This is a genomic window from Sorangium sp. So ce726 (genome assembly GCF_051521405.1).
GTDB lineage: Bacteria > Myxococcota_A > Polyangia > Polyangiales > Polyangiaceae > Sorangium.
In genome coordinates this window covers 5,933,774-5,956,749 of record NZ_CP150349.1, presented here as the reverse complement: position 1 = coordinate 5,956,749, position 22,976 = coordinate 5,933,774, and the positions used below count along the sequence as shown (strand labels likewise).

18 protein-coding genes and 1 tRNA gene are annotated in these 22,976 nt (G+C 72.5%); 10 read left to right on the top strand and 9 right to left on the bottom strand.

Going from position 1 to position 22,976, the window contains the following annotated elements:
• Positions 1–207: 207 nt before the first annotated feature.
• Positions 208–528 (bottom strand): hypothetical protein, encoded by a 321-nt coding sequence (locus WME79_RS22250; protein ID WP_012236580.1) that lies wholly within the window; start codon positions 526–528, stop codon positions 208–210.
• Between the two features lie 215 nt (positions 529–743).
• On the opposite strand from WME79_RS22250, the gene WME79_RS22245 reads away from it, so the two are divergent.
• From WME79_RS22245 to WME79_RS22225, 5 genes are all read left to right on the top strand, one after another.
• Complete coding sequence (locus WME79_RS22245) at positions 744–1,292, top strand: hypothetical protein (RefSeq protein WP_437538722.1); 549 nt, start codon at positions 744–746, stop codon at positions 1,290–1,292.
• Positions 1,293–1,428: 136 nt separating this feature from the next.
• Positions 1,429–1,501 (top strand) — tRNA-Gly (locus WME79_RS22240).
• 301 nt (positions 1,502–1,802) lie between these two features.
• Positions 1,803–3,251 (top strand): flippase, encoded by a 1,449-nt coding sequence (locus tag WME79_RS22235; protein ID WP_437538720.1) that lies wholly within the window; start codon positions 1,803–1,805, stop codon positions 3,249–3,251.
• Between the two features lie 388 nt (positions 3,252–3,639).
• The gene (locus WME79_RS22230) at positions 3,640–5,016 is read left to right on the top strand and encodes a serine/threonine-protein kinase (protein ID WP_437538718.1); all 1,377 of its coding nucleotides are present in this window, start codon (positions 3,640–3,642) and stop codon (positions 5,014–5,016) included.
• A gap of 146 nt (positions 5,017–5,162) precedes the next feature.
• Positions 5,163–5,966: a hypothetical protein gene (locus WME79_RS22225; RefSeq protein WP_437538716.1), complete on the top strand. Its 804-nt coding sequence runs from the start codon at positions 5,163–5,165 to the stop codon at positions 5,964–5,966.
• On the opposite strand, the gene WME79_RS22220 is transcribed toward WME79_RS22225, so the two are convergent.
• Both WME79_RS22220 and WME79_RS22215 read right to left on the bottom strand, forming a co-directional pair.
• Entirely contained in the window at positions 5,927–6,190 is a 264-nt protein-coding gene (locus WME79_RS22220) for a GlsB/YeaQ/YmgE family stress response membrane protein (protein WP_437538714.1), read from the bottom strand. The two genes, WME79_RS22225 and WME79_RS22220, sit on opposite strands and share 40 nt — an antisense overlap.
• Positions 6,191–6,890: 700 nt before the next feature.
• Positions 6,891–8,774, bottom strand: coding sequence for a protein kinase domain-containing protein (locus WME79_RS22215; RefSeq protein WP_437538712.1), 1,884 nt, complete (start codon positions 8,772–8,774; stop codon positions 6,891–6,893).
• A 252-nt stretch (positions 8,775–9,026) separates the two neighbouring features.
• Here WME79_RS22215 and WME79_RS22210 point away from each other — a divergent pair, with 252 nt between their 5' ends.
• Positions 9,027–10,106, top strand: a complete 1,080-nt coding sequence (locus tag WME79_RS22210; RefSeq protein WP_437538710.1) for a hypothetical protein — start codon at positions 9,027–9,029, stop codon at positions 10,104–10,106.
• Positions 10,107–10,187: 81 nt separating this feature from the next.
• Here WME79_RS22210 and WME79_RS22205 read toward each other — a convergent pair whose 3' ends face one another.
• Positions 10,188–11,693 carry a serine/threonine-protein kinase gene (locus WME79_RS22205; protein ID WP_437538708.1) on the bottom strand — a complete coding sequence of 502 codons (1,506 nt, stop codon included), beginning with the start codon at positions 11,691–11,693 and terminating at the stop codon, positions 10,188–10,190.
• A 310-nt stretch (positions 11,694–12,003) separates the two neighbouring features.
• On the opposite strand from WME79_RS22205, the gene WME79_RS22200 reads away from it, so the two are divergent.
• Both WME79_RS22200 and WME79_RS22195 read left to right on the top strand, forming a co-directional pair.
• Entirely contained in the window at positions 12,004–14,535 is a 2,532-nt protein-coding gene (locus WME79_RS22200) for a hypothetical protein (RefSeq protein ID WP_437538706.1), read from the top strand.
• Between the two features lie 25 nt (positions 14,536–14,560).
• A complete protein-coding gene (locus WME79_RS22195) occupies positions 14,561–16,762 on the top strand; it encodes an ATP-binding protein (protein ID WP_437538704.1) in 2,202 nt (733 codons plus the stop codon).
• Between the two features lie 40 nt (positions 16,763–16,802).
• Here the strand turns inward: WME79_RS22195 and WME79_RS22190 are convergent, their stop codons facing one another.
• From WME79_RS22190 to WME79_RS22175, 4 genes are all read right to left on the bottom strand, one after another.
• Positions 16,803–18,017: a phosphodiester glycosidase family protein gene (locus tag WME79_RS22190; protein WP_437538702.1), complete on the bottom strand. Its 1,215-nt coding sequence runs from the start codon at positions 18,015–18,017 to the stop codon at positions 16,803–16,805.
• Between the two features lie 135 nt (positions 18,018–18,152).
• A complete protein-coding gene (locus WME79_RS22185) occupies positions 18,153–18,644 on the bottom strand; it encodes a hypothetical protein (protein ID WP_012236568.1) in 492 nt (163 codons plus the stop codon).
• Positions 18,641–19,147: a hypothetical protein gene (locus tag WME79_RS22180; protein ID WP_012236567.1), complete on the bottom strand. Its 507-nt coding sequence runs from the start codon at positions 19,145–19,147 to the stop codon at positions 18,641–18,643. The genes WME79_RS22185 and WME79_RS22180 overlap by 4 nt, the downstream gene beginning before the upstream one ends.
• Before the next feature lie 244 nt (positions 19,148–19,391).
• Positions 19,392–20,174 (bottom strand): hypothetical protein, encoded by a 783-nt coding sequence (locus tag WME79_RS22175; protein ID WP_437538700.1) that lies wholly within the window; start codon positions 20,172–20,174, stop codon positions 19,392–19,394.
• 154 nt (positions 20,175–20,328) lie between these two features.
• Here WME79_RS22175 and mutY point away from each other — a divergent pair, with 154 nt between their 5' ends.
• Both mutY and WME79_RS22165 read left to right on the top strand, forming a co-directional pair.
• The gene (mutY, locus tag WME79_RS22170) at positions 20,329–21,642 is read left to right on the top strand and encodes an A/G-specific adenine glycosylase (RefSeq protein ID WP_437538698.1); all 1,314 of its coding nucleotides are present in this window, start codon (positions 20,329–20,331) and stop codon (positions 21,640–21,642) included.
• 381 nt (positions 21,643–22,023) lie between these two features.
• Positions 22,024–22,179, top strand: coding sequence for a hypothetical protein (locus tag WME79_RS22165; protein ID WP_020736650.1), 156 nt, complete (start codon positions 22,024–22,026; stop codon positions 22,177–22,179).
• A gap of 78 nt (positions 22,180–22,257) precedes the next feature.
• On the opposite strand, the gene WME79_RS22160 is transcribed toward WME79_RS22165, so the two are convergent.
• Positions 22,258–22,821 (bottom strand): hypothetical protein, encoded by a 564-nt coding sequence (locus tag WME79_RS22160; RefSeq protein WP_437538696.1) that lies wholly within the window; start codon positions 22,819–22,821, stop codon positions 22,258–22,260.
• Positions 22,822–22,976 lie beyond the last annotated feature (155 nt).

The following is a 22,976-nucleotide window of genomic DNA, read 5'->3' as shown; positions in this document are numbered from 1 at the left end:
CAGGGTGGGAATGGGCCCGACGCGCGGCGGGTTGACGGGCCATGAATCGGTCGCGCCCGGACGCTCGCGCCTGCGCGGGAGATGCTGCGCAGCAGCGCCGCGCGGGGCCGCGCGGCCGCGACCGCACGGCGCCTGCCCCGGCTCAGGCGCGCGGCGGATGGATCTGCTCGACGCGCGGACCGACGAGGTCGCGGCGCATCGGGGGCCTCACGGCGAGGAAGTCGTGCCGGGAGGAACGAGCCCTGCCGCGGGCGATGCGCTCGCCGCAGGCAGCCGCCTCATGGCGCCCGCATCGAAGGTGCGGAGCGTGTTGCGCCCGCAGTAGGGGCACAACCACGCCACGTCGAACCGGTCGAGGTGAGCGTTGATGCTGTGCGCCGGCGCGAGCTCCTTGTCGGCTTCACCGGCGGCCGACCGGCCCCGGGGACTCCGGGTGGCCCACCCGGCGGTGACGTGCCGGTGCTCGTCCAGGGTGGCTGACAGGCTTGCCTGGCACTCGCAAGGAGTGGAGATGAGAAACCGACTCATGCGTGACCGTCCTTCGTAGATGTTTCCGTAGACCTTGCTGGCATGCCGCGTCGCGGCGTGCTTGCGAGCGCCGCGGCTGTGAACCGAGACCCGAGACGAACGAGAACCGGCGACGAGGAAAGAAGCGCGCCCTCATATAAAGGTTGGTCAGTTTGAGCTCAAGGGGTGTTAGCCTGGGGCACGGTTGCCCTGGTGTAGCTGAGGAAGGGGAGTCCATGACCGTTCGACGTGCACCTCGTGAGCGCGAGACGCCGCCCTCGGGCAGGTTGCAGGTCGTCGAGGCCCGCCGGCCTGGGCCGCGCTCGGTGCGCGGCTTCAGGATCCTGCTTGCGCACGACGCCCGCGCCGCGACCTGCGACGCGCTCGCCCGCGCGATCGAGGGTGCGCTGACGAACGTCGAGATCGTGGACGCCTCGTCGATCGACGACGCCCTGCTCGCGTCGGCGACCGAGCGGTTCGACGCGTGCCTCGTCTGCCTGGATCTTCCGCCGGCCCCGTTCGGCGGCGCGCGCCTCGCGAGCGAGCTGGTGGACAGCAACCACCCGGTCGTGCTCGTCACGCGGAGCCTGCGCTGGCTGCCGTCGGACAGGCCCATCCTGCACCAGCTGCCGTGGATCCCGCCGGACGCGGGCACGATCGAGATCTCCAGCGCGATCGCCGCGGCGACCAGCGACTGCGACAGCGCCATCCGCGCGCGCTCGCCGCTACCGGGCGAGACGCTCGGCGCCCCCGCTCCCGCGCTCCGCGCGCGTGCGCGCCGGTAGCGGCGCGGCTTGGAGCGCGCGTGCGCCGAGCCCCGCCTCCGGTCGGACCGGGCGCGGGCGAAGGCGTCGGGATCGAAAACGAAATGAAGGGGTTGCTAAGCGGCCCCGGATTCGGTAGAAGCTTCCTCCACCTCGCGCGGGACTAGCTCAGTTGGTAGAGCATCAGCTTCCCAAGCTGAGGGTCGCGGGTTCGAATCCCGTGTCCCGCTCCGAGGATCGCCGACCCCTTTTGCGCCGGCGATCCTCCTGCCCTCGGGGGCTTCGAGGTTGAGAGGCGTCTCGTGTCGGAGCGCTGTTTCAAACGGCGCTTCGTGATCGAGCGGCGTCTCGGACGGCGCTTCGTGCTGAGCTCGGGTGACGGCGCTCGCTGATCGAGGCTGCGCTCGCGCAGCCGGGCAGCGCTCGCTGCGCGAGACGGACGCTCTCTGGGGGCGCACGACGCTCGAATCGGGACCGGTCCTGCTGCGCGGACAGCGGTACCCGACAGCATGGGGACACCGGGAGGTGTTCATGAAGGATGGCCGGCGCATCGCGCTGAACGCGGCGCTGATGCTCCTGAAGCAGGCGATCATGGCCGTCCTTGGCGTCGTGTTCGTCGGCTATCTCGCGCGGAAGGTGGGGGTCGCCGCCTGGGGGGAGTTCCAGGCGTCGCTCGCGATCGCGGGGATCGTCACGATCGCCGCCGGCGTCGGGGTGAGGGGATATCTGGCCCGAGAGGTCGCCGTGAAGCCCGAGCTCGGACCGCGACACCTCGGCGCAGCGCTCGCCATCCGGGGCGTGACGGGGACGGTGGTGCTCGGCGCGACCGTGGCCGTCGTGCTGGCGACGCGCTCGGGGCTAGGCGCGCAGCTCATCGTGCTCGCCGCGGCTTCGCAGCTCGCGACGCTGCTCTACTCGACCATGTGGCTCTCGTTCGAGGCCCACGAGCGGTTCCAGTACATCCTGTACGCGGAGCTCGGCGCGCGGCTGTTCGTCATCGCGCTCTCGGCGGCCCTGCTCGCGCTCGGCTTCGGCGTCGTCGCCGCGGCCGTGGCGTTCCTTCTCGGCAACGTGCTGGAGCTCGCCATCACCTCGCATTATCTCCGCTCCCGCCTCTACCGGCCCGAGCTCACGACGTCCACCGCCGAGCTCTGGCAGATCGTGAAGCGCAGCCTGCCGATCGGCGCGCTCGGGGCGCTCTCGAGCGCGCTGCTCCAGATCGACCGCGTCATGCTCCGCGCGCTCTGCGACGAGGAAGCCGTCGGGATCTACAGCGCCGCCTGGGTGCTGAGCGAGAACTTCAGGATGCTCCCCGACGTCCTGCTCGGCGCCGCCTTCGCGGCGGGCATGCGCCTCTACGTCCAGGATCGCGACGCGTTCGGGCGCCTCTACGGCGGTTGCATGCTCGTCGCCGCGCTCTTCGGGCTGCCCGTCGCCGCCGGCATCTTCCTGCTCGCGCCAGACGTCATCCAGCTCGTCTACGGAGGGGCAGGCGACTACGCCCCGGCGGCCGACGTCCTCCGGATCCTCGCGTGCGGCGTCCCCGTGACGTTCGCGTTCCAGGTCGTGACGCTGCCGCTGCTCGCGGCGAAGCGCGAGGTCGCGATGGTGAAGCTGCTCGCGGTGGCGCTCGTCGCCAACGTCGCGCTGAACCTGCTCCTTTTGCCGCGTTACCGCGCCATGGGCGCCGCGTGCGCGACGCTGGCCGTGAGCGCCGGCGCGCTGATCGCGTCGTGGGGTATCTCCGCGCGCTGGGCCCACGTCGTGGAGCTCGGCCGCATCCTCGCGGTCCTCGCCGCGACGGCGGTCATGGTCACCGCGGCCTACGTCGCGCGCGTCCTCGCGGGCATGTGGGCGTCGATCGCGGTGGGCGTCGCTGTCTACGCCGTCCTCCTCCTCGCGTTGCGCGTCGTCTCGTTCCGCGAGCTGCGCGCGCTGCTCGCGCGCCGCGTCCGCGCCTCACCCGCCACCGTGGCCTGATCTGCGTTCCATCGCGGGCGGGCCCGACGCTGCGCGCGCCCCTCTGCGCCGCTGTGTGGAACACGGGGCCATCGAGTTTTCCGCATTTTCCGCCGGGAGCAGCGCTCGCCGTGGGTCTCTGCGGCTGCCGACATGCGCTCTCATCCGGCGGGATCCACGCAGAACCGCGCGATGCCCATGGCTCGGAGGTGACGCTGCCGCGGCACTTTCCGTGGCATGCAGCGTGAATAGCGAAGGCGCGATGTGGCGGCGCGGGCAAGTCCGGGGGCTGGCCGGGGTGGGGCGACTCCGGCAGTGGATGGCGCGGCGGCCGTCCTCGCTTCGCGCGTTCGGGATGCCGACGCGAAGCGAGGGGGGCGCGGCAGAGCTGCCGTGGAGGGTTCGAGAGATGGACCTGCCCATGGGCGACGGCGGCTATGCGTTGCTCGCGCGCCTGTCGGCAGGCGGCATGGCGGAGCTGTTCCTCGCGTGCCGGCGCGGGCCGGCAGGTATCGCCCACCCCGTCGTCGTGAAGCGTCTTCGCCCCGAGGCGAGGCGAGATCCGTCGATCGTGCGGATGTTCCTCTGGGAGGCCTGGATCAGCGCCCGGCTTCAGCACCCCAACGTGATCCGGTTCCACGACTTCGTCGTTCACGAAGGACGCCATCACCTCGTGATCGAGTACGTCCCGGGCTGCGATCTGGCCGCCGCCGCGCGCTCTCTCTTCGCGGAGGGGCGGCCGTTCCCGCTCGAGGCGGCCATCGAGATCGGCCTGGGTGTGCTGCGAGCGCTCGGGCACGCGCACGGGCTCCGCGACGACGGCGGGAAGCTCGTCGGTCTCGTGCACCGCGACGTGAGCCCGCAGAACGTGCTCCTCTCGCTCGAGGGGGAGATCAAGCTCATCGACTTCGGCGTCGCGCAGATGACGGCGATGAGCAGCCTGGAGGACGCCGGCCCCTTCGGCTCCCCGTGCTCGGCAGACGACGCGGCCCCGTCGAGCGGCGGCGGCACGGTGAAGGGCAAGCTCGGCTATGTGGCGCCCGAGCAGCTGCGCGGGCAGCGGGTGGACGCGCGGGCCGATCTCTTCGCGGTCGGCGTGATCCTCTTCGAGCTGCTCACGGCGCGTCGCCTGTTCCACCGCAAGGACGATGGCGCGACGATGGGCGCGGTGCTCTCCGGCGAGGTGCCGGCGATCGCGCCGCTCCGCCCGGCGTGCCCCGCGCTGCTGGAGGAGGCGATCCGGCGCGCGCTCGCGCGAGATCCCGAGGGCCGCTTCGAGACGGCGGCGCAGATGGAAGAGGCGCTCGCCGAGGTGCTCGCGTCGCTGCGCCGGGCGCCGAGCGGCGGCGACGAGCCGAGCTCGAGCGAGCGCGGGCTGCTCGCGGGCCAGGAGATCGCCGCGCTCGCGCGCGAGGTCGCGAGCGGGCGCGATCGGCACCGGTCGCTGCTCGTGCGGGGCTGCCGGAGATCCCCCGGGTCTCGCGGGCGCACGGGCGCGCGGCGCGTCGTCGCGGGCAGGTCAGGGGACGATCGCGGCGAGGTGACGCCAACGCTGCGCGGGACAGACGCACACCCATGCGCGTCAGAAGAAGGGAGCGAGCGCAGCGAGGCCAGGAGCGCCGTCACGCCGCACTGGAGGGACGCGCGCCCGCTGCGGCGCGTTCGACTCCTGCCCTGGCTCGTGATCGCGGCGGTGACCTTCGCCGCAGCGGCGCTCGCGGGCAGGGCGATCGGCGCGTTCGACGGCGGCGTTGCGCCGGCGAGCCGCGGCGCGCCCCGCGACTGACGAGCGCTCCAATGCCAGCGCCGCGGCGTGGAGAGCCGCGCGACCTGGGAGATCTCCATTCGCCGCCGCGGTCGTGAGGCGTCGAACGCGAACGGCCGTTGGTGTTGGCGCGGATAGCGACGGGCTCGCTAGCCTAGTCCGGCCTGATGCCCGTCCGGAATCTCCTGAGCCGCTCCCTCCCGATCGCTGCGCTGGCTGTCCTCGCGAGCTTCACGAGCGGGAGCGCGCTGCCGTGCCCGGTCGCCGGTGAGCTGGCGGAGCCGACGGAGCTCGGCGCGGCCATCGAGCAACAGCCCATCTGTGTCGGATCGACGGTCGCTAGCGCGGGCGAGCTCGGCGACGTCCTGTACTACCGCAGCGCGGTCGGAGAGCACGGCGAGGTCTCTGTCGGCTATTACGCGTTCTTCTCGGAGGAACGGCCCTGGGGCAACAACTGGCTGACCTGGACCGTGCTGCCCGCGCTCGCCGTGGACCTCGTCTACACGCACGCGCTGCTCTTCGCTCCGGGAGTCCAGCGCGCCGTCTACGGCAAGGGCGATGTTGAGGGGTTCAGGATCGTCTACAGCGTTGGCGAGGGGGGGCGGCTCACCGCCAAGCACGGCGCAGCGGACCGTGGCGATCACGGCGAGGTGCAGCTCGAGCGCTCGGATCTGCTCTCGGTCGATCCCGAACGCCCCACCGTCTACTCGCGGTGGTGGAGCCACCAGCTCGGCGGGCGGGGCGCTGGGCCGGGCGATCTCGTCTATCACCGCTGCTATGGCGCGGGCGCCATCCGGCCGCTGCCGCCGGACGTCGCGCTCGATTTCCGCCTGGATCGGCGCGCAGCGCCGGCCCGCGTGGTGCCTGCAGCCGCGCTGCTCGGGCAGCTCTCTGCGTCGCGACGGGGCGAGCCCGTCGATGGCGGGAGCGATCAGGGCCTCGTCGCTCGCCGGCCGATCGTCGCGTTGTAGATGGCCAGGATGACGATGGCGCCCAGGATCGACGTGAAGAAGCCGCCGCTCGACTGATACGACGGATAGAGCCCCAGCGCCCGGCCGACGAAGCCGCCAAGCAAGGAGCCGGCCACGCCCAGCAGCGCTGTGACCACGAAGCCACCCGGATCGCGGCCAGGGGTCAGCAGCTTGGCGATGACGCCGACGATGAGGCCAAACAGGATCCACAACAGCACGGACATGGTTCGCTCCTCTCGACACCGCGTGACGCCGAGGACCGTCCTCTCGCGTCGACGCGGAGGCCAGCGTCCAGCGTTTCGTTCGGCGTCAGCGTTTGCAGACGACGTGCCGCGCGCGGTGAGCTCCGTTCGCACCGCCATGAATCGGAGACTCGGTGCCCAGCGTGAACTGCGTCGCCATCGGGCGCGCTGCGCTGGGCATCGGCTGTACAGGGGCGCGCAGCGGCGCGGGCGAGATCGAGGAGCGCGGCGCGCTCGGCGCGCTCCGGACGCGGGGTGAGCGCTTCGTTCGCACCGCGCGCGCCTCAGCCCTCGCCGTCGGTCTGCTTCTTGTCGTTCCTCGATCGCTCCGAGCTCGATCCGGGCGTCACGTGGGCAGGCGCTGGCGCGTCGCCCGGGCCCGTTGGCCCGCCGTGCCCCGGTGCGTACCCGTGCGACGCGCCGTACCCGAGGTCGGTCTCCTGATCCGGAGCGCGGGGAGGGCTCGATGGAGCGCTCCGGTGTGACGGCGGCGAGGCGCGGGCTCCGCGGCGTTGTTTCAGCTCGTGGACACCGCTCGGAAGCGGCGCGGGCGTGAGGGGCGCTCCGCACGCGCACCCCTGCGGAGCGACGATCCCGGGGCCGGGCACGAGCAGAAAGCAGCGCCCGCAACGCGCGCACACGAGCAGCGCCGCGGACCCGGCGTGCGGCCCGGCTGGGGCGTTCACCGCGGCGGTCCCGCAGGGCAGGTGGGGTCCGGCTCTGGCGCGCGCGCCGGCCATGCGCGTCCCTCGGCGGTCGGGGGCGCGTCGCCGTCGCGCTCTGGCGATGGCGAGGTGAGCGTGGCGAGCGCGGCGCCTGCGGCGTTGAAGAGCAGGCACAGCGATCCACCGAGCACCGTGGCAGCGACGGTGCCGATCACGACCGGAGCGAGACGCCCGCGCCGGCGTCGGCGCAGCGCGACCAGGCTCCGCGAGCCGCAGGATCGGTGCGCTCGAAGCAAGAAGAGCGGCTCGATCGCAGCGTCGAGCGCCGGAGCGCGCTCGGCGCTGGCCGGAGCGTGCGCGGGAGGTGACGCCTCGGCGGGCGGGGGTGCCGCGTCCACCAACGACGCGCCATCCGGCGCCGGGGGCGAGGCCGCCTCGACGAGCGCCGCCGGGGGACAAGGCGTGGAGTGGTGGCCGACCCACGTTGGAGCGGACGCGTCGTCTCGCCGCGTGCTCGGCGGAAAGCAGGGCCGATCGAGGTGCGCGCTCTCCGGCAGAGACGGCGAGCGATAGCCCACCCACGTCGAGGCTCCCGCGGAGCGCGCCGTGGCAGCGTCCTCCGCGGAGCGCGCCGTGGCAGCGTCCTCCGCGGAGGACCTCCAGCGCGACGAGGACGCCGTCGCTGGGCGCGCGCTCTCCGAGGGGCGTGGAGAGCGGCTGACCGCGGCGTGCTCGTCGGCGGCGGAGCGCGCCCGGCGAAGCGCGATGTACCCGAGCGCCTCGCGCAGCGCGCGCGCGCTCTGCGGGCGGTCATCTGGATTTTTGCGCAGGCACTGGAGGATCAGCGCCTCCAGATCCGGATCGAACGCCGGCAGGAGCGCGCTCGGTCGGGGCGGCGGGGACTCGACGTGCGCGGCGGCGAGCGCGACGGCCGTCGGGCGCTCGAAGGGGAGCCGCCCTGTCGCCATCTCGAAGAGCAGCACGCCGCACGCGTAGACGTCGCTCCGCGCATCGACACGCTGCCCTGCGGCTTGCTCCGGGCTCATATAGGCGGGGGTTCCGATGACGAGCCTGCCGCCGTCCTCGTCGGGCACGGGGAGCAGGGGCGAGCCGCCGAACGCGCCGGACCGTTCGTCGTGGAGCAGCTTCGCCGTCCCGAAGTCGAGGAGCTTCACCTGCTCGAACGGCGCCCCGTCGTCGTCGATGCGGGGCACCAGGCGGATGTTCTCGGGCTTGACGTCGCGGTGGATGACGCCCGCGTCGTGCGCGTGCTGCAGCGCGGAGCACAGCTGGCGCATGATCGAGACGATGCGCTCCGGGGGCAGGATCGGCGCGGCGTTCAGGAGGTCGATGAGGTCCTCGCCGTCGAGGTGCTCGGTGACCAGGTACCAGAGGCTGGGCGGCTCCGCCTCGTGGCCGCCAGCGCTCGCGCCGAGCGCGCCGTGTAGACTCACCGGCTCGCAGCCGAAGTCGAGGACGCGCACGATGTTCGGGTGATCGAGCCGGCTCGCCGCCAGCGCTTCGACATGGAACCTCAGCACCGCGTCTCCGGCGCGGACGCCGCCGGAGCGCGACCTCTCGTCGGAGCGCGACCTCTCGCTCACGCCGCTCGACCCTCGATGGCCGTCGCCGTCTCCGCGCGGCGACGCGGCGACGCGCGTCGTGCAGATGCGGCGGCTCGCTCTGCCGCCCACGCGCGGCGCGGCGACGCGCTCGTGGATGACCTTCACCGCGCACGCGCGCCCGAGCCCGAGGTGCCGCGCGCGGTAGACGCGCCCCATCGCGCCGGCGCCGATCATCTGCTCGACGAGGTACCGCCCCCCGAGAAGGCGTCCCCTGAGGAATCGCTCCGAGGACGGGAGTCCCGCGTCGAGGGGCGCGGAGGAGCGGAGGCAATCCATGGCGCGTTCCACGCAGCAGAATGGGTGCCATCGCGCTGTGCGGACGGTTCACAGCGGTCGCGAGACGGAGCGTCAGACGCGGCCGCGCCGCGGGCGCCCTGTGTCGGCGCTTGCGGCGCGGCTCCGAGCGGCTCGCACGACGCGCGCGTTTCTCGCCGGAAAGCCCCGCCTACGCCCGGGCAGCGGCGCCGCGAGGGCTGATTTGTTCCGTTGTCGACGGCGTGTGATAGCGTGGCGCGCGAGGAGGCCTGAGTGCTCTTGAGACGATGCGTTCCGTTCGCTGCGGCGCTGTTCCTGCTGCTCCCGACAGGCGAGGCACTTGCGCAGTCGGACCAGGACAGAGCAGCGGCCCGGTCGCTGGCCACGCAGGGCGCCGAAGCGTTCACGTCCGGCCGCTTCGAGGAGGCGATCGATCTGTTGGGTCGAGCCGAGGCGCTCGTGCACGCTCCGACGCACCTCCTGCTGACCGCGCGCGCACAGGTGCGCCTTGGTCGGCTCGTCGCTGCGAAGGAGACCTACCTGAGGATCGTCCGCGAGGAGCTCCCGCCCACCGCGCCGTCTCCCTTCAAGAGGGCGCAGCAGGATGCGAGGGAGGAGCTCGCCGCGATCGAGCCCAGGATCGCGTCGCTGCGCATCGCGCTGGAGGGCGCCGCCGGCCGGAAGATCGGCGTGAAGCTGGACGGCCAGCCGGTCGCGGACGCGCTGCTCGGCGTGCATCGCCCGATCGATCCGGGGAATCACGTGGTCACCGTGGTTCCGCCGGGCCTCGCGCCGATCGAGCAGGGGGTCACCATCGGCGATGGTGAGCGGAAGGAGCTGAAGATCCCGGTCCCGGAAGGTCCGGCCGTGGTTCCCCCGCCGGGAGGCTCGGTCGAGGGGCAGGGCACCTGGGGCGGCGGGCAGACCGAGGTTCCCCCTGTCGCCCCGCCCGGCACCCCGGAGCGAAAGACGAACGCGGCGATGCTGGGCGGGGGCATCGCGGCCTCGGCGCTCGGGCTCGGCGGTGTCGTGCTGGGCTCGGTGTTCCTGGCCAAGAGCAGCGGGACGCAGAAGGAAGCGAACGATCTCAGCGCCGCGCGTGGGTGCGAATCACAGAGCGGTGTCGGCGCGGAGTGCGGCCCGGTGGTCCAGGCCAAGATCAGGTCGCTCGACTCCGACGCTGCGTCCCAGCAGACGATCGGTGCGGTCGGCCTCATCGGGGGCGGCGTGCTGCTCGCCGGCGGCGTGACGCTGCTCGTCCTGGAGCTGACGTCCAAGCCAGAGCCCTCGAGCTCCGCCTGGATCGCCCCCTACGTAACGCCAACCGGCCTCGGGGTGCGCGGCGCGTTCTGAGCGGTGGGCTCCGCGTGACGCGCGCGGCCTGATACGCTCCCGGTGGCGCGCTCGATCCGCGCGCCCTGCGTGGCGCGGGCGTCAGTAGCCGAAGTCGCCCGGCACCCCCGGCTTTTGCGGCTTCTGGGGCGACGTGCTCGGCTTCGTCGACGGCGTCGTCTGCGGCGGCTTCGTGACGGGCAGCGGCCTCGTCTGGGGAGGCTGTGGGCGCGGTGGGGGCGGCTTCACCTGGGCCGAGGAGGCCGTCGGCGCCGCGACGGGCTCGGCGGTGACGGGCGGAGCGGGCTCTGCGGCCGTCGCGCTCGCGGTGACGATCGGCTCGGACGTCGGGGCGGTCGGCGGCGTGGGAGGAGGGGGCGAGGGCACCGGGAGGGTCGTCGCGCTGACCGCGCTCGGATCCGCGGTCGCCGCGCCCGTCGTCCCGCTGTGTCCAAAGGCGAGCCAGACGGCGACGCCCGCGCCAAACAAGCTGGCCGCCCCGGCGATCGCGGCGAGGAGCGGCATCCTGGACGCCGGGCGCGTCGAGCGGCCCGTGACCCCTGACGAGGCGCCCCACGAGTTCGCAGTCAGCTGCGGTGTCTGGCCCATGCCGGGCACGACCGGCCCATTCTGGCCACCCCACGGCGGCTCGGTGCGGGTGGGCGGAGGTGTGGTCGTATCGGGCTGGGACGGCAGCGACAGCCGGGGGAAGGACGTCCGCCCCGTGGTCAGCAAGGCCAGGCTCGGCCGCGCTGCGGCCCAGGCGAGGAGCGCGTTCTTGAACTCCGCGCAGCTCTGGAAGCGGCTCCCCGGCTCGCGCGCCATCGCCTTCTGGATGATTCCGGAGAACTCGACGTCGAGGTCGGGCACGAGCTGCTGGGGCAGGGGGGCCGGCTCGAGCACGATCTTGAAGAGCAGCTCGTTGAAGGTCGCCGCATCGAACGGCACCTGACCGGTCGTCGCCTGAAAGAGCAGAACGCCCATGGCGTAGATGTCGGTCCGCTGATCCACGGGGCTGGAGCCGCGCGCCTGCTCAGGCGACATGTAGTACGGCGTCCCGACCACCGCGCCCGTGCGCGTCATGCTCATCTCCGAGCCGGCGAGCTGTGAGAACTTCGAGACGCCGAAATCGAGCACCTTCACGAAGTTGCTGAGGCCGGCCTTCGACGGGATGACGAAGATGTTGTCGGGCTTGAGATCGCGGTGGATGATCCCCGCGGCGTGCGCGGCGCCGAGCGCCTCGAGCACCTGCACCATGATCGGGACGGTGATCTCGGGCCCGAGCCGCCCCATCCGCTCGATCTTGGCCCCGAGGGTCTCTCCCTCGAGGTACTCCATGACCATGTACCGCGTGCCGTCCGGCAGCACGCCGAGGTCGAGCACCTCGCAGATGTGATCGGAGCCGATGCGCGCGGCGGCCTGGGCCTCGCGCTCGAAGCGCGCGACGGACTCGGCCTGGCTCGAGATGTTCGCGTGCAGCAGCTTGATGGCGACGCGGCGCCGGATGCGCACGTTCTCGCCTTCGAAGACCGCGCCCATGCCCCCCTGGCCGAGCAGCCGGACGATCCGGTACTTGCCGTCGATGATCTCGCCGACCAACGGGTTCATGACAGCGTTCCCGGTCCGGAGAAGCAAATCACGCCGCCAGGCTAGCACGGTCGCCCGAGGCCGGCCTACGGCCTCGCAGGGCGACGACGGGCGTCGCCTTCACCGGCCGCCGTGCGGCGTGGACGCCCCACAGGGCGTGGACGCCCCACAGGAGGATCGATGGTGTCGGCGCGCGTGCGCGCGCGCCATGGCGTGGCGCGTGGCGCGTGGCGCTTGGCGCGCGCCGACGCCCGACCGCCCGACGACGAACGCCCCGCTCCCGCGATCCCCGGGCCGGCGCAGGGGATCTTCGTGATAACGTCGCCCACGTATGCCGGTTTACGAGCTGTCCGTCGATGGTGCGCTGGTTCGCGAGGCGGAGAAGATCGTCTCCCTCGAGGGCCGCGCGTTCCCGACGCTCGTCATGCGCTGGGAATCGCGCCTCTTCGACCAACCTTGGCTCACGACGCTGGTGCTCGATTACGTGATCGCGTTACCGCCGCTCATCGTCGGGCAGGCGACGTTCAACGAGGTCAGGATTGCCGCTTTCACCGGGGGCGCCGGCACGAAGTTCATGTACTTCGGCACCGAGATGAGCGCGAGCGTGCCTCGCATCGCGCCCGAGATGGAGAACACGATCGCCCCGACCGCGCTCTACCAGGAGTTCCGCCTGGACGAGCAGTCTTGCCCGATCCCCTATCTGAAGCTGATCCAGGTCAGTCCGCGCATCTACGGTGAAGGGCTCCAGAACTACTACTCGCCGCCGATCAAGGTCGAGCGCTACGACGGGGTGGCCTCGCCGGAGCACATCGCGGACTTCTTCCCCAAGGTCGTGGCGAACCTCGATCCGGTGAAGGGGACGACGCTGGTCGATCCCGCGCAGGGCTTCTGGACGGGCGCGCGCTTCCTCGGCGCGACGTCCATCGCCATCCTCCGACAGGGCCGCGTGGTCGGGCTGCACCGCCGCACTGGAAAGACCGACAAGGACCCGATCCCGCCCGAGGTGAAGCGGCGCGATCCCCGGCTCGACGTGCGTGGCGACTGGGTCGCCGTGGACGTCGGCGCGGCGTCCACGGTCGTCGCCGTCCGGAGCGAGCGTGGGGGCGCCGAGTTCGTCCGGATCGGCACCGACGCGCCGCTCCGGGTGTCTGCCGACAACGAGAACCCGAGCGAGGTGGCGTTCGAGGCGCTGGCCCGGACGACGAAGGCCTGGCGCGATCGGGTGATCCTGCCCATGACGCGATGGGGCGACGTGCTCGTCGGGCACGCCGCGCGCGACATGCGCCTCCGGCCGGGCGCCGACGTCCACGAGCGCGCCGCGGCCTCCCTGCCGGCCCTCCCGCTCCTGCGCGAGCGGACCGAGCGCGGCGAGCCGTTCCGCCTCCGGGGCAGGAGCGACCCCGACACGACGGAGGCGCTGAAGAAGCCGGCGCCCCCCATCATCGACGAGGAAGGGATCGGCGCGCACGACCCGTTCGATCCGATCGAGCTCTACGCGTACTACGTCGGCCTGCACCTGAACCAGCGCTCGCGGGGGCTCTCCACGCGCTACGCGATCACGATGCCGACGGGCTGGTCGCCCGAGCGCCGCGAGAGCGTGCTCGTCGCCTTCCGCCGCGGCCTGTTCCGGAGCCTGCCCGCGGGCCTCTGCGAGTACCACGACCTCGACGGCCTGCAGGTCGTCGACGGGGGTCCGTCCGCGATCGCCTATGCGGTCCAGGCGTTCCGGATGTTTGGTATCCAGCCGCGGGACGGCGGCGTCCCGTTCTGCGTCATCGACGCCGGGGCCAGCGAGGCGGGGCTCGCCTTCGGCATCCTGCGGAGCGCGAAGGCGCACGAGGCCGCGCAGGGGCTGGAGCGGATGGTCGAGTACCTCGATCCCACGGCGATCCCCTGGCTCGGGGGCGAGCGGCTCCTCCACCGGATCGCCTACAAGGTGTACTCTTCCAGCCAGGCAGCGATGCGCGATCGCCGGATCCCCTTCGAGCGACCGCCCGAGGAGGAGCCGATCGACGGCGCGGAGGATCTGCTGGCTTCGTCCCCCGATGGGCGCGCCAATGCGTGGGCCCTCAAGGAGCTTCTGCGGCCTCTCCTCGAGGGGGGGCCGAGCGCGACGGTCGCGGAGCGGCTGTCGCTGGTCGGGCTCGATGGAGAGCCGGTCGTCGTGCCGCTCTCGATCGATCGCGGCGCGCTGGGCGGCGCGATCGATGCGTGGTTCCGGGACGGGGTCGAGGTGGTCCGCCGTCTCCTCGAGGGCGCGGTGGCGAAGATCGGGCGGGAGCCGGATCCTTACCAGGGGCTCCGGATCCTGCTCGGCGGGCGCCTCGGGATGAACCAGCGCTTCGCGGAGCTGCTCGCCGGCGTGTTGCCGGCGGGCGTTCAGGTGCACCGCTTCAAGGAGCCGGACAAGGCCAACCTGGGCGCGCCCACCGTGAAGATGGCGGTCGCGCTCGGCGCGCTGTCGCTCCGGTTCGATCGGATCGGGGCCACGCTCCGCGCGGAGAAGCGCGACGCGTTCCGCTACCGCGTCGGGCGCGCCCGCCACGGGCAGCTCGCCGACGTCCTGGATCCGTCCGTCGACTACGACGTCTGGCGGGAGGTCGGCGCTTGCTTGAAGCCCGAGGTCGAGCTCCTGTTCATGGCCGCCGACGACGAGGGGGAGGTCGCCGCGGACGATCCGCGCGTGCGCCGCGCGGTCTGCGCGCTCGGGCGCGGCGCCGTCGGACAGCGGCTCTACGTCCGGGCCGTCGGACCGGCCCGAGCAGAGATCAGCGTGGGGCCGCCCGGCGGTGAGCCGGCCTCCGGCGCCGTCTGCTGGACGGTCCACCTCGAGAGCGGCGCCGCAGAGAAGACCGGCGGCTGAGCACATGGGGGCTCCGCGGCTTCACGTGCCACACGACGATCTCGATCCCGAGGGACAGGTCCACGCCGGGGCAGCGCCAGCCGGCCTGGCCGAGGTCCACCCGACCGAGGCCCGGCAAGCCGAGGCCCGGCTGGCGGCGCACCTCGCGACGACGAGCGCGCTGTGCGGGGCGGCCTCGCTCGCGGAGGCTGCTCCGCGCGTGCTCGCCGCGCTGATCGACCACCTTGGCTGGGACGTCGCCGCGCTCTGGCTCGCGGAGCCGGAGCCGAGCGCCGCGGGCGACGCGCCGCGGTCCGCGGCGAGAGCGAGCGCGCTCCGCTGCGTCGAGGCCCGGTCGGCGGCGCACGTCGATCGCGAGGCGCTCGCGGACGTGCTCCGCCAGGGGTCGACCCTCGCCGCCGAGTCCGATCTCGTCGGCGAGGCGTTCCAGCGTGGCGCGCCCGTGTTCCGCGCCAGCGTGGGCGGCGTCGTCGACGTCGTCGAGCACGCCGCGCGCGCGCCGGGCTGGGAGCGCGCGGCGTGCGCCATCCCGATCCCGTGCGGCCCCCGCGTCGCCGGGGTGATCGAGCTGAGGAGCCGCGCCCCGCACCGCGGCGACGAGCAGCTGCTCCGCGTCCTCGCGTCCGTGGGCAGCCAGATCGGGCAGAGCATCGAGCGGTGGCGCGCCGAGCGGGAGGGCGCGCGCGCCGCGGGCGAGCTCCGCGCGTTATTTCACGCCATCCCCGATCTCTGCTTCCGCCTCGACGCCGACCTGCAGATCGTCGACTACAACCAGCCGCGGCTCTCCGAGCTCCACGTCGCGGCGGAGGCGCCGTCGGGCAAGCGCATGACCGAGGTGCTCCCCCTGGATCTCGGGGAGCGGCTCGAGCGCGCGAGCCAGGAGGCTCACGAGGCGGGCGCCGTGGTCGCGCTCGAGCACGCCGTCGCGAGCGCCGGCGGAGAGCGGCACGTCGAGGCGCGGGTGATGCCGTTCCTAGAGGGGCACGTCCTCGTCCTCGTTCGTGACATCACCGAGCGGCGGCGCACCGAGGAGGCGCTCCGGCAGCGCGAGGAGCGCTCGCGCGAGTCGCAGAAGATGGAGGCGCTCGGGCGGCTCGCCGGCGGCATCGCGCACGACTTCAACAACATGCTCATGGTGATGCTCGGCTACGGCGAGCTCCTCATTCGCCGCCTCGGGCCCGACAGCGCGCTGCGCCGCGACGCCCTCCAGGTCACGAAGGCCGGGGAGCGCGCCGCGGCGCTCACGCGGCAGCTCCTCGCGATGAGCCGCCGCAAGGCGCTTCAGCGCGAGGTGCTCGACATCAACGCGGTGGTGCTCGACATGCAGACGATGCTGCAGCGCCTCATCGGCGAGGACATCGACCTGCAGACGAACGTCGGCCGCGATCTCGGCTCGATCAAGGTCGACAAGAGCCAGCTGGAGCAGGTCGTCCTGAACCTCGTCGTGAACGCGCGCGACGCGATGCCGAGGGGCGGCAAGCTCGTCGTCGAGACCTCCCTGGGCGAGCCTGGCGAGAGCGCAGCGGCGAGGTCCTTCGCGCCAGCGGAGCGAGACGACGACGATGCGCCCGCCGCTGGAGGCCCCCCCTACGTCGTGCTCTCGGTAACCGACAGCGGCAACGGGATGGATCACGACACGCTGTCGCACCTGTTCGAGCCGTTCTTCACGACGAAGGCGCGAGGCAAGGGCACGGGGCTGGGCCTCGCCACGGTGTACGGGATCGTGAGCCAGAGCGGCGGGCTCATCGAGGTCGAGAGCGAGCTCGGGCGCGGCACGACGTTCCGCGTCTACCTCCCGCGCGTCGAGGAGCACGCCGAGGTGACGCCCGCTCGCGCGCGGCCGTCGCCGGCGGGCGGCGACGAGACGGTGCTCGTCGTCGAGGACGACGACGCCGTCCGCAAGCTCATCGTCGATGTGCTCGAGCGGCGCGGCTACGGCGTGCTCTCGGCCGCGAGCGGTGAGGAAGCGCTGGCGATGCTCGCGCGGGAGGGGGAAGACGCGGTCGACCTCCTGCTCACCGATCTCGTGATGCCGGGCATGAACGGCCGCGAGCTCGCCGAGCGCGCCGTCGCGATCCACCCGCGCGCCCGCGTGCTGTACATCTCCGGCTACGCCGAGGACGTCCTCGCGGGCGCCGAGCCCGATCGCGAGCTCGCGCTGCTGCAGAAGCCGTTCACCCCCGAGACCCTCGCGCACCGCCTGCGCGAGCTGCTCGATCGCCGCTAGCTCCGCCCGCCAGAAGTCCGGCCAGGGATGGCCCCGAAGGTCACCGCCCGCCGCGATCGAGGACGTCGCTTTCGGGCGCCGGATCAGCGATCCCGAGCGGCGCCGACGGCCGACGGCGTCGCAGGTAGAAGAAGTCGCGCTGCGCCGGCTCCGCGACGTATTCCTCGGGCTTGAACTGCACGTCCGGGATCAGCGCCGCGCTGGCGCGCGGCCCCGCGCCGTCCGCGCCGCGGCTGTACAGGAGGAAGCGCGGGTAGGCGTGGTTGACGTCGAGCTCCGCCACGTCGTGCGCGCCCGCGGCCTTCATCCCGCGGGCGAGGCTGCGGGCCGTGACCGCCTCGCCGAGCCCGTAGAAGAGCAGCTTGCCCGTCGCGTCGACGCCGAGCGCCGAGCGCCGGATCACCGTCTCGCCGCTCACCGTCGCGCCCCAGTCCCGGTTCGAGTCGTACAGCGCGTGGTGGAGCTCGCCCTGCTCGACCAGGCAAGGCGGCGTCTGCCGGTACGCGGCCATGCGGGCCTCGCCGTCGCGCAGCTCGGGCCAGGTCCGGATCCGCACCGCGCCGCTGCGGTAGAGCGCGATCGTGCACGCCCTGTCGCGCGGCGGCAGGAACGTGTCGCCGTCGAGCATCATCCCGTAGTGGCCGTGCATCGCCTTGAAGCCCCCGTTGAAGGCGGCGACGAGCTCCGCGGCGTGGCCTCCTGGCACGAGCCCAGGGCGCCGCTCTGCCGGGATGTCCGGCGAGAACGGCTCCTTTGTGCCCGCGACAAGCCGGAGGTCGACGCGCCCAAGATCGATCGCCACCACCGCGATGGCCGCGAACACGCGCTTCGGGTCGGGGTGCACGACGCTCTTCCAGAGCACCTGAGCTTCGCCGAGCCGGGCGGCGCTGTCGGCGATCGGCGTCCAGACGCCATCACCCGTGGCCGCGACCTCGGGGAAGGGCGGCTGGAACGAGGCGGGCGACGTGACCGTCTCCGCCTCCGGGCCCTCGGCGCTCTTCACGGCCTCCGCGGCGGTGGCGGGCGGGGGCTCCCAGAAGGTCTTCGGGGGCGCGTGGCGGTAGATGGCCCGGTTCAGCCGATCGGCGACGCCGTAGGCCACGTCCTCGGCCCACGCGACAGGCGCAGGACCGACCACGGCGCGCACGCCGTCGGCGAGGGCCGGGCCGAAGCCGCGGACCTCGTGGATGCCGTACCAGAGCGCCTCGACGGCGATCGCGCAGATCGCCGCGCAACGCAGCGCGCGCTCGGGCAAGCGAGCGCGGGATCGCCGCCTGCGCAGGGACCCGCTCGCAGAAGGGGGCGAAGGGTTGTCCAAGGCGATACCGAGGCTACCCGATCGCGCGGGCAGCCCCAAGTTTCGGGCTTCGAGCGAGCACCGCGGCGCTCGTTATGGCTGCCCGTGCGCCATCGTCCGGGGGCCATCCTTGAACAGGATCTCGATCTTGCCCCGATCGATGACCTTCGCGACCACGCCGTCGCCGAACTTGCTGTGGTGGATCAGCTCGCCCTCACCGAAGGTCAGCGTGACGCGGTACGGCTTGAACGCTCCAGACGGCTGCCCCGCGATGGCGCGCTCCCACGCGAGCGTCTGATCGCGCTCGGCGCGCTGGGCGGCCGTGAGGCGCTCCGCGCCGCCGCCGCGCGGCGAGCTCGACGCCGCCCGCGGTTCGCTGCTGCTCCGAGCGGAGGCGCGCGCCGCCGCGCGGTTCTCCCGTTCGCTCTTCGGCTGGCGGTAGAGGTGGTGCGACATGCACGTCTTGCACTCGACCTTCTTCACCACGTCGCCGACCATCGCGATGATCCGATGGGTAAGATCGAGGCGGCACTTGGTGCACCAGGCGTCGACTTCGCCGCCTGTCCTAAGCTTTTTCGTCGTCACTTCTCCTCACGGCGCCGGTCTCGCCCGGTCTCTTTGCTTCGGTCTTTGACGTTCACCTGAGCGGTGACCTCCGGCTTCGGCAACCCGGTCCTCGGCTCGTCCTGGCTGTCGTCTCTCTTGGCCGCTTCGTTGGGAATGAAGCGGATCTCGGTCTTGATCTCGAAGGAGAGCTTCGTCAGCACCTTCGTGATCTCGTCCGCAAACTGGGTGTGCTCGAGCACATCCCGGATCTCCTTCGCGACGACCCGGTAGAGACCGTTCTTGGTCTCGTCGATCTGGGTATAGAGGTAGTGGAGGACCTCTTTGGGCAGCTTGAGGTCGCCCACGAAGTGTCGGAGGTTCTCGGGCCCCTCGCTGAGCTTGTCGATGCCGCTCTCGACGGCGCGCTCGACCACGCGCTTGAAGATCTCCGGGATAGCGCGCTCGAAGAGGCGTTTCTTCTCGCCTTCGCCTTCCACCTTGTCCCCTTCGTCCTCGCGGAGCGGCTCGGTGTCGTCGGCCATGGCTCGGGCTCCCCTAGCGGGACGGGGCGGCCACGTCAATGCAGGGGTGCGTGCAGGGTGCCGGCGTCGCGCCATGGTCCAAGGATCTGCCGGATTTTGATGACGATGGGGAGCCCCTCGCGCGCGTCCGGCAGCCGGGAGAGCTCGGCCTTTGAGCTCTCGGCAGCGGGCACGGCAGTGACCCGGACGGAAATCATGGCGCAGCGACGTTCGTGGATCGGTCGATGGTCGAGGCGGCGCCAGCTCAGAGCCCCTCGTAGGCGTCCGTCTCGTTGTTCATTTCGTACGTCTCGTCCTCTCCCGCTTCCGCGCCGGCGTCGCCTTGGTGCGCTCGTTTGTAGGATTTCAGCATCCAGATCTCCGCTGCGAACCGGCCACTGCCGCGGCGGGCGCTGATCTCCACGGTGGCGTTGTCGTCCTCGAGCGGGCAGAAGGGCCGATCCGGCTGGACGATCGGCCATGCGTCCTCGGTGCCGTCGCTCGCGATCATCGCCCCGCGGCTGCTCCGCACGGCGACGTCCAGGTTGAGGACCCCCGGTCCGCCGACGGCGAACACCCGGTAGCACGCGCCCCGGACCGCCTGCAGCTTCTCCGTGACGATCGCGCCGCCTTCGGCCACCTGCCCTTCGATCGGCTTCGGCGAGATCCGGCGCATGCCGTTCTCTGGGCCGCAGAGCAGCCCCAGGCGGGTCACGTCCTTCAGCGGATCGCCGCTGATCCTGAAGTTCCCATAGCAGCGCACCCAGGGACCGCCGACGCGCACCGGGAGGACCGGCAGATCGAGATCCGTGCGCGCACCGGCGTCGCCCTCGCCCTGTCCCGCGTCGGCGTCCGCGAGCCCGCCGCTCCCGATCGTGGTGGCGGGGTGCGGCGGCGCTGCCGAGAGCACGACCGCGGGGCCTGGCTTGCCCTCCCAGGGGCGCGGCTCGTCGCGGCACCCAGGCGCGACGAGCCCGAGGACCAGCGCGGCGCAGAGGCGCGCTGCCCGAGGGAGCAGCTGGGGTGGGCAGGGGCGCCGGGACGACACCGCGGTCGGCTCTTGCGCTAGAGTCCCGCGCGATGGAAGCGTTTTCTGAGCACCGCGAGCGGCAGCCGCGCAACCTCAGCGATCCGTGCGACCTCGGCGATCCGCGTGATTCGCGGGGATCGCGTCGACAGCGCAGAGGCAGGGCCTCTCGCGCGTGAGCACGACGTCCCGGCCGCCCGCGCGCAAGCGCGCGGGCGCAGACCAGCAACAACCCGCGCGCAGCGGCGCAGGCGAAGGCCAGCGACCCGCGCGCAGCCGTGCGAGCGCGCGCGAGGATGATCAGGCGCGGCCGCGGTCCCCACGCCGCCGCGCCTCGTCCGGTGAGCAGGGAGCGGGCTCCCCTCCGCCGGCAGCGCCGGATCCGGGCGAGCGCGACCGGGAGATCGCGGCCGCCCTCGGGGCCTGGTTCGGCCGCGTCGCGCGCGACCTGCCGTGGCGGAGGACGCGCGACCCCTACGCGATCTGGCTGAGCGAGGTGATGCTCCAGCAGACCCGCGTCGAGACGGTGATCCCGTACTACGAGCGCTTCCTCGCCCGCTACCCGACGGTCTTCGCCCTGGCCTCCGCCGAGATCGACGACGTGCTCTCGCTCTGGAGCGGCCTCGGTTACTACCGCCGCGCCCGCGTGCTCCACCTCGCCGCGCGCGAGGTCACCGCGCGCCACGACGGCGCGCTCCCTCGCGACGTCCCCGCGCTGCTCGCCCTGCCCGGCGTCGGCGCGTACACAGCGGGCGCGATCGCGAGCATCGCGTACGATCAGCCGGTGCCGCTCGTCGATGGCAACGTCGCCCGGGTGCTCTCCCGCATCGAGGGCATCGACGACGACATCCGCAGCGCCTCGGGCACGCGCAAGCTCTGGTCGACAGCCGAACGCCTCGTGCGGGGCGCGGCGGCCAGCGTCCATCCCGGACGCTTCAACCAGGCCTTGATGGAGCTCGGCGCCACCGTGTGCACGCCCCGGAGTCCCCGATGCGATGCCTGCCCCGTCGACGGCGCGTGCGTGGCGCGCGTCACGGGGCGGCAGGCGGATCTGCCGGTGATCGCCCCGAAACGCGACGTCCCGGCGGTCGCGATGGTCGCCGCGGTGGTGCGGTCAGGCGATCGCGTGCTCTTCGTCCGGCGCGCCGAGGGAGGTCTCTTCGGCGGGCTCTGGGAGCCGCCCATGGTCGAGGCGCGCTCGCTCGCGGACGCCCGCGCGCTCTTCGAGCTGGTGGGCGTCACACGTGACGCGGCGCTCCGCGAGGTCGGCCGCGTGCGCCACATCCTCACGCACCGGCGCCTCGACGTGACGGTGGCGCGCGCCGAGGTGGCGGCCCCCTGGCGCTTCCGGGCAAAGCTTGCCTCCCCCTACGAGAAGGCTGCGTGGCTCGATCCGGGCGCGCTGGATATCGGCGTTTCCAAGCTCGCGCGAAAGGTCCTGTCCGCGGCATCGGCGCCGGACGCCGGAACGGCGCGAAGACCGCGATGACCGCGCGCAGGCGGGCTGAACGCCTGCGCGCTTCGGCCGTCGGAGAGGCCGGAGACGGCTCGAAATCGCGGTGTTGCGGCGCTCCGGGCGCGCCGCGCTCCGCTGCGGGCGGGGAGCGGCGCCGCTTGCGGCTGAGCCGCAGCGACGCAGCGGCGCGGGCCAGGGCGAAAGCCATATGTCGCAGTGGAACGCCGCGGGCTCCGGCGCTACTGCGCCAGCGTCGTGGCATGGAAGGCGCTTGGTGAGATGACGGGCAGGCCCTCTAGCCTCGCGGCGCCGGCGGTGGCCGGAGCTCGATTCAAGCCTGGGAGCTCAAGCGACATGGATGCGCGACGACGGACCACAGAGACGCTGCCCACTGCGAGCGCACCTGTGCGATCCATGACGGTGATGGCGGACGACGGAGCGCTGTACGTGCTGCCGCTGTGCGAGCGGATCGTGCTCGATGTGCTGGCCTACGAGGACGAAGGCCTGCTGGCCTTCATCCGCATCGACGGAGAGGTGGTGGCGGAGCTGCCCGTGCTCGGTCAGGCGTGACCGGGCCAGACCTCGTCGCGCGCCGTGCGTGACGGCGCGCCGCGACCTCGCGCCGTCATGCACGGCGCGCGCTGCCTTTCAGCCCGCGTGCCGCCGCATCCGCTGGGTCACCGGCTGCTCGTCCTCTCCTTCGGCGTCTGGCTCTACGGACTCGACGTCCTCGTCTTCCAGGAGATAGGGCAGATCGCCGTCGTCGTCGTCGTGCGACATCACGACGTCGCTGATGTCCTGGCCCCTCGTCGCGCCTTCCAGGAACTCCGCCCCGAGGTCGCTCGCCAGATCGGCGGCGGCGTCGGCGGCGTCCGGGTTCACCTCGAACTCGGTGCTGCCGGCGTCGTTCGGGTGGTGGTGGTAACCGCGGACCTCGTCGTCGAGCGTCGGGATCACGTCGCTGATCTCGCTGCGCGGGTTCACCTTGCCCCGCAGCGGCGGCGCCGCCGCGGCGTCGAGCATGTCGACGAACGGCTCGTCCAGCTCGCCCGCGCCGGCCCACGTTTCGGCTTCATGGGCCGACTTGCGCGGCCTTCCCGGTTCGCTGCGATCTTCTCGTTCTCGACGCCGCGTCGTGCTGGCGCGCGGCGCGCGCAGCGCCGGCGGCTGTGCGGCGGTGCCTTGCCTGCCTCGGGTGCTTGAATTGCTCACGGTGGTCTCACCATGCAGGGTCCGGTCCGCAGGTGAAGCGGGCGGATACGCAGCGGTGGCGAGCGCCGTGCCGGGGGCGCGCGGCGCCGTCGCCGGGCGGCGATGCCAAGGAGAGGCTCGCGCGGCGCACGGGCGGGACGCAATTGAGCGTGCCA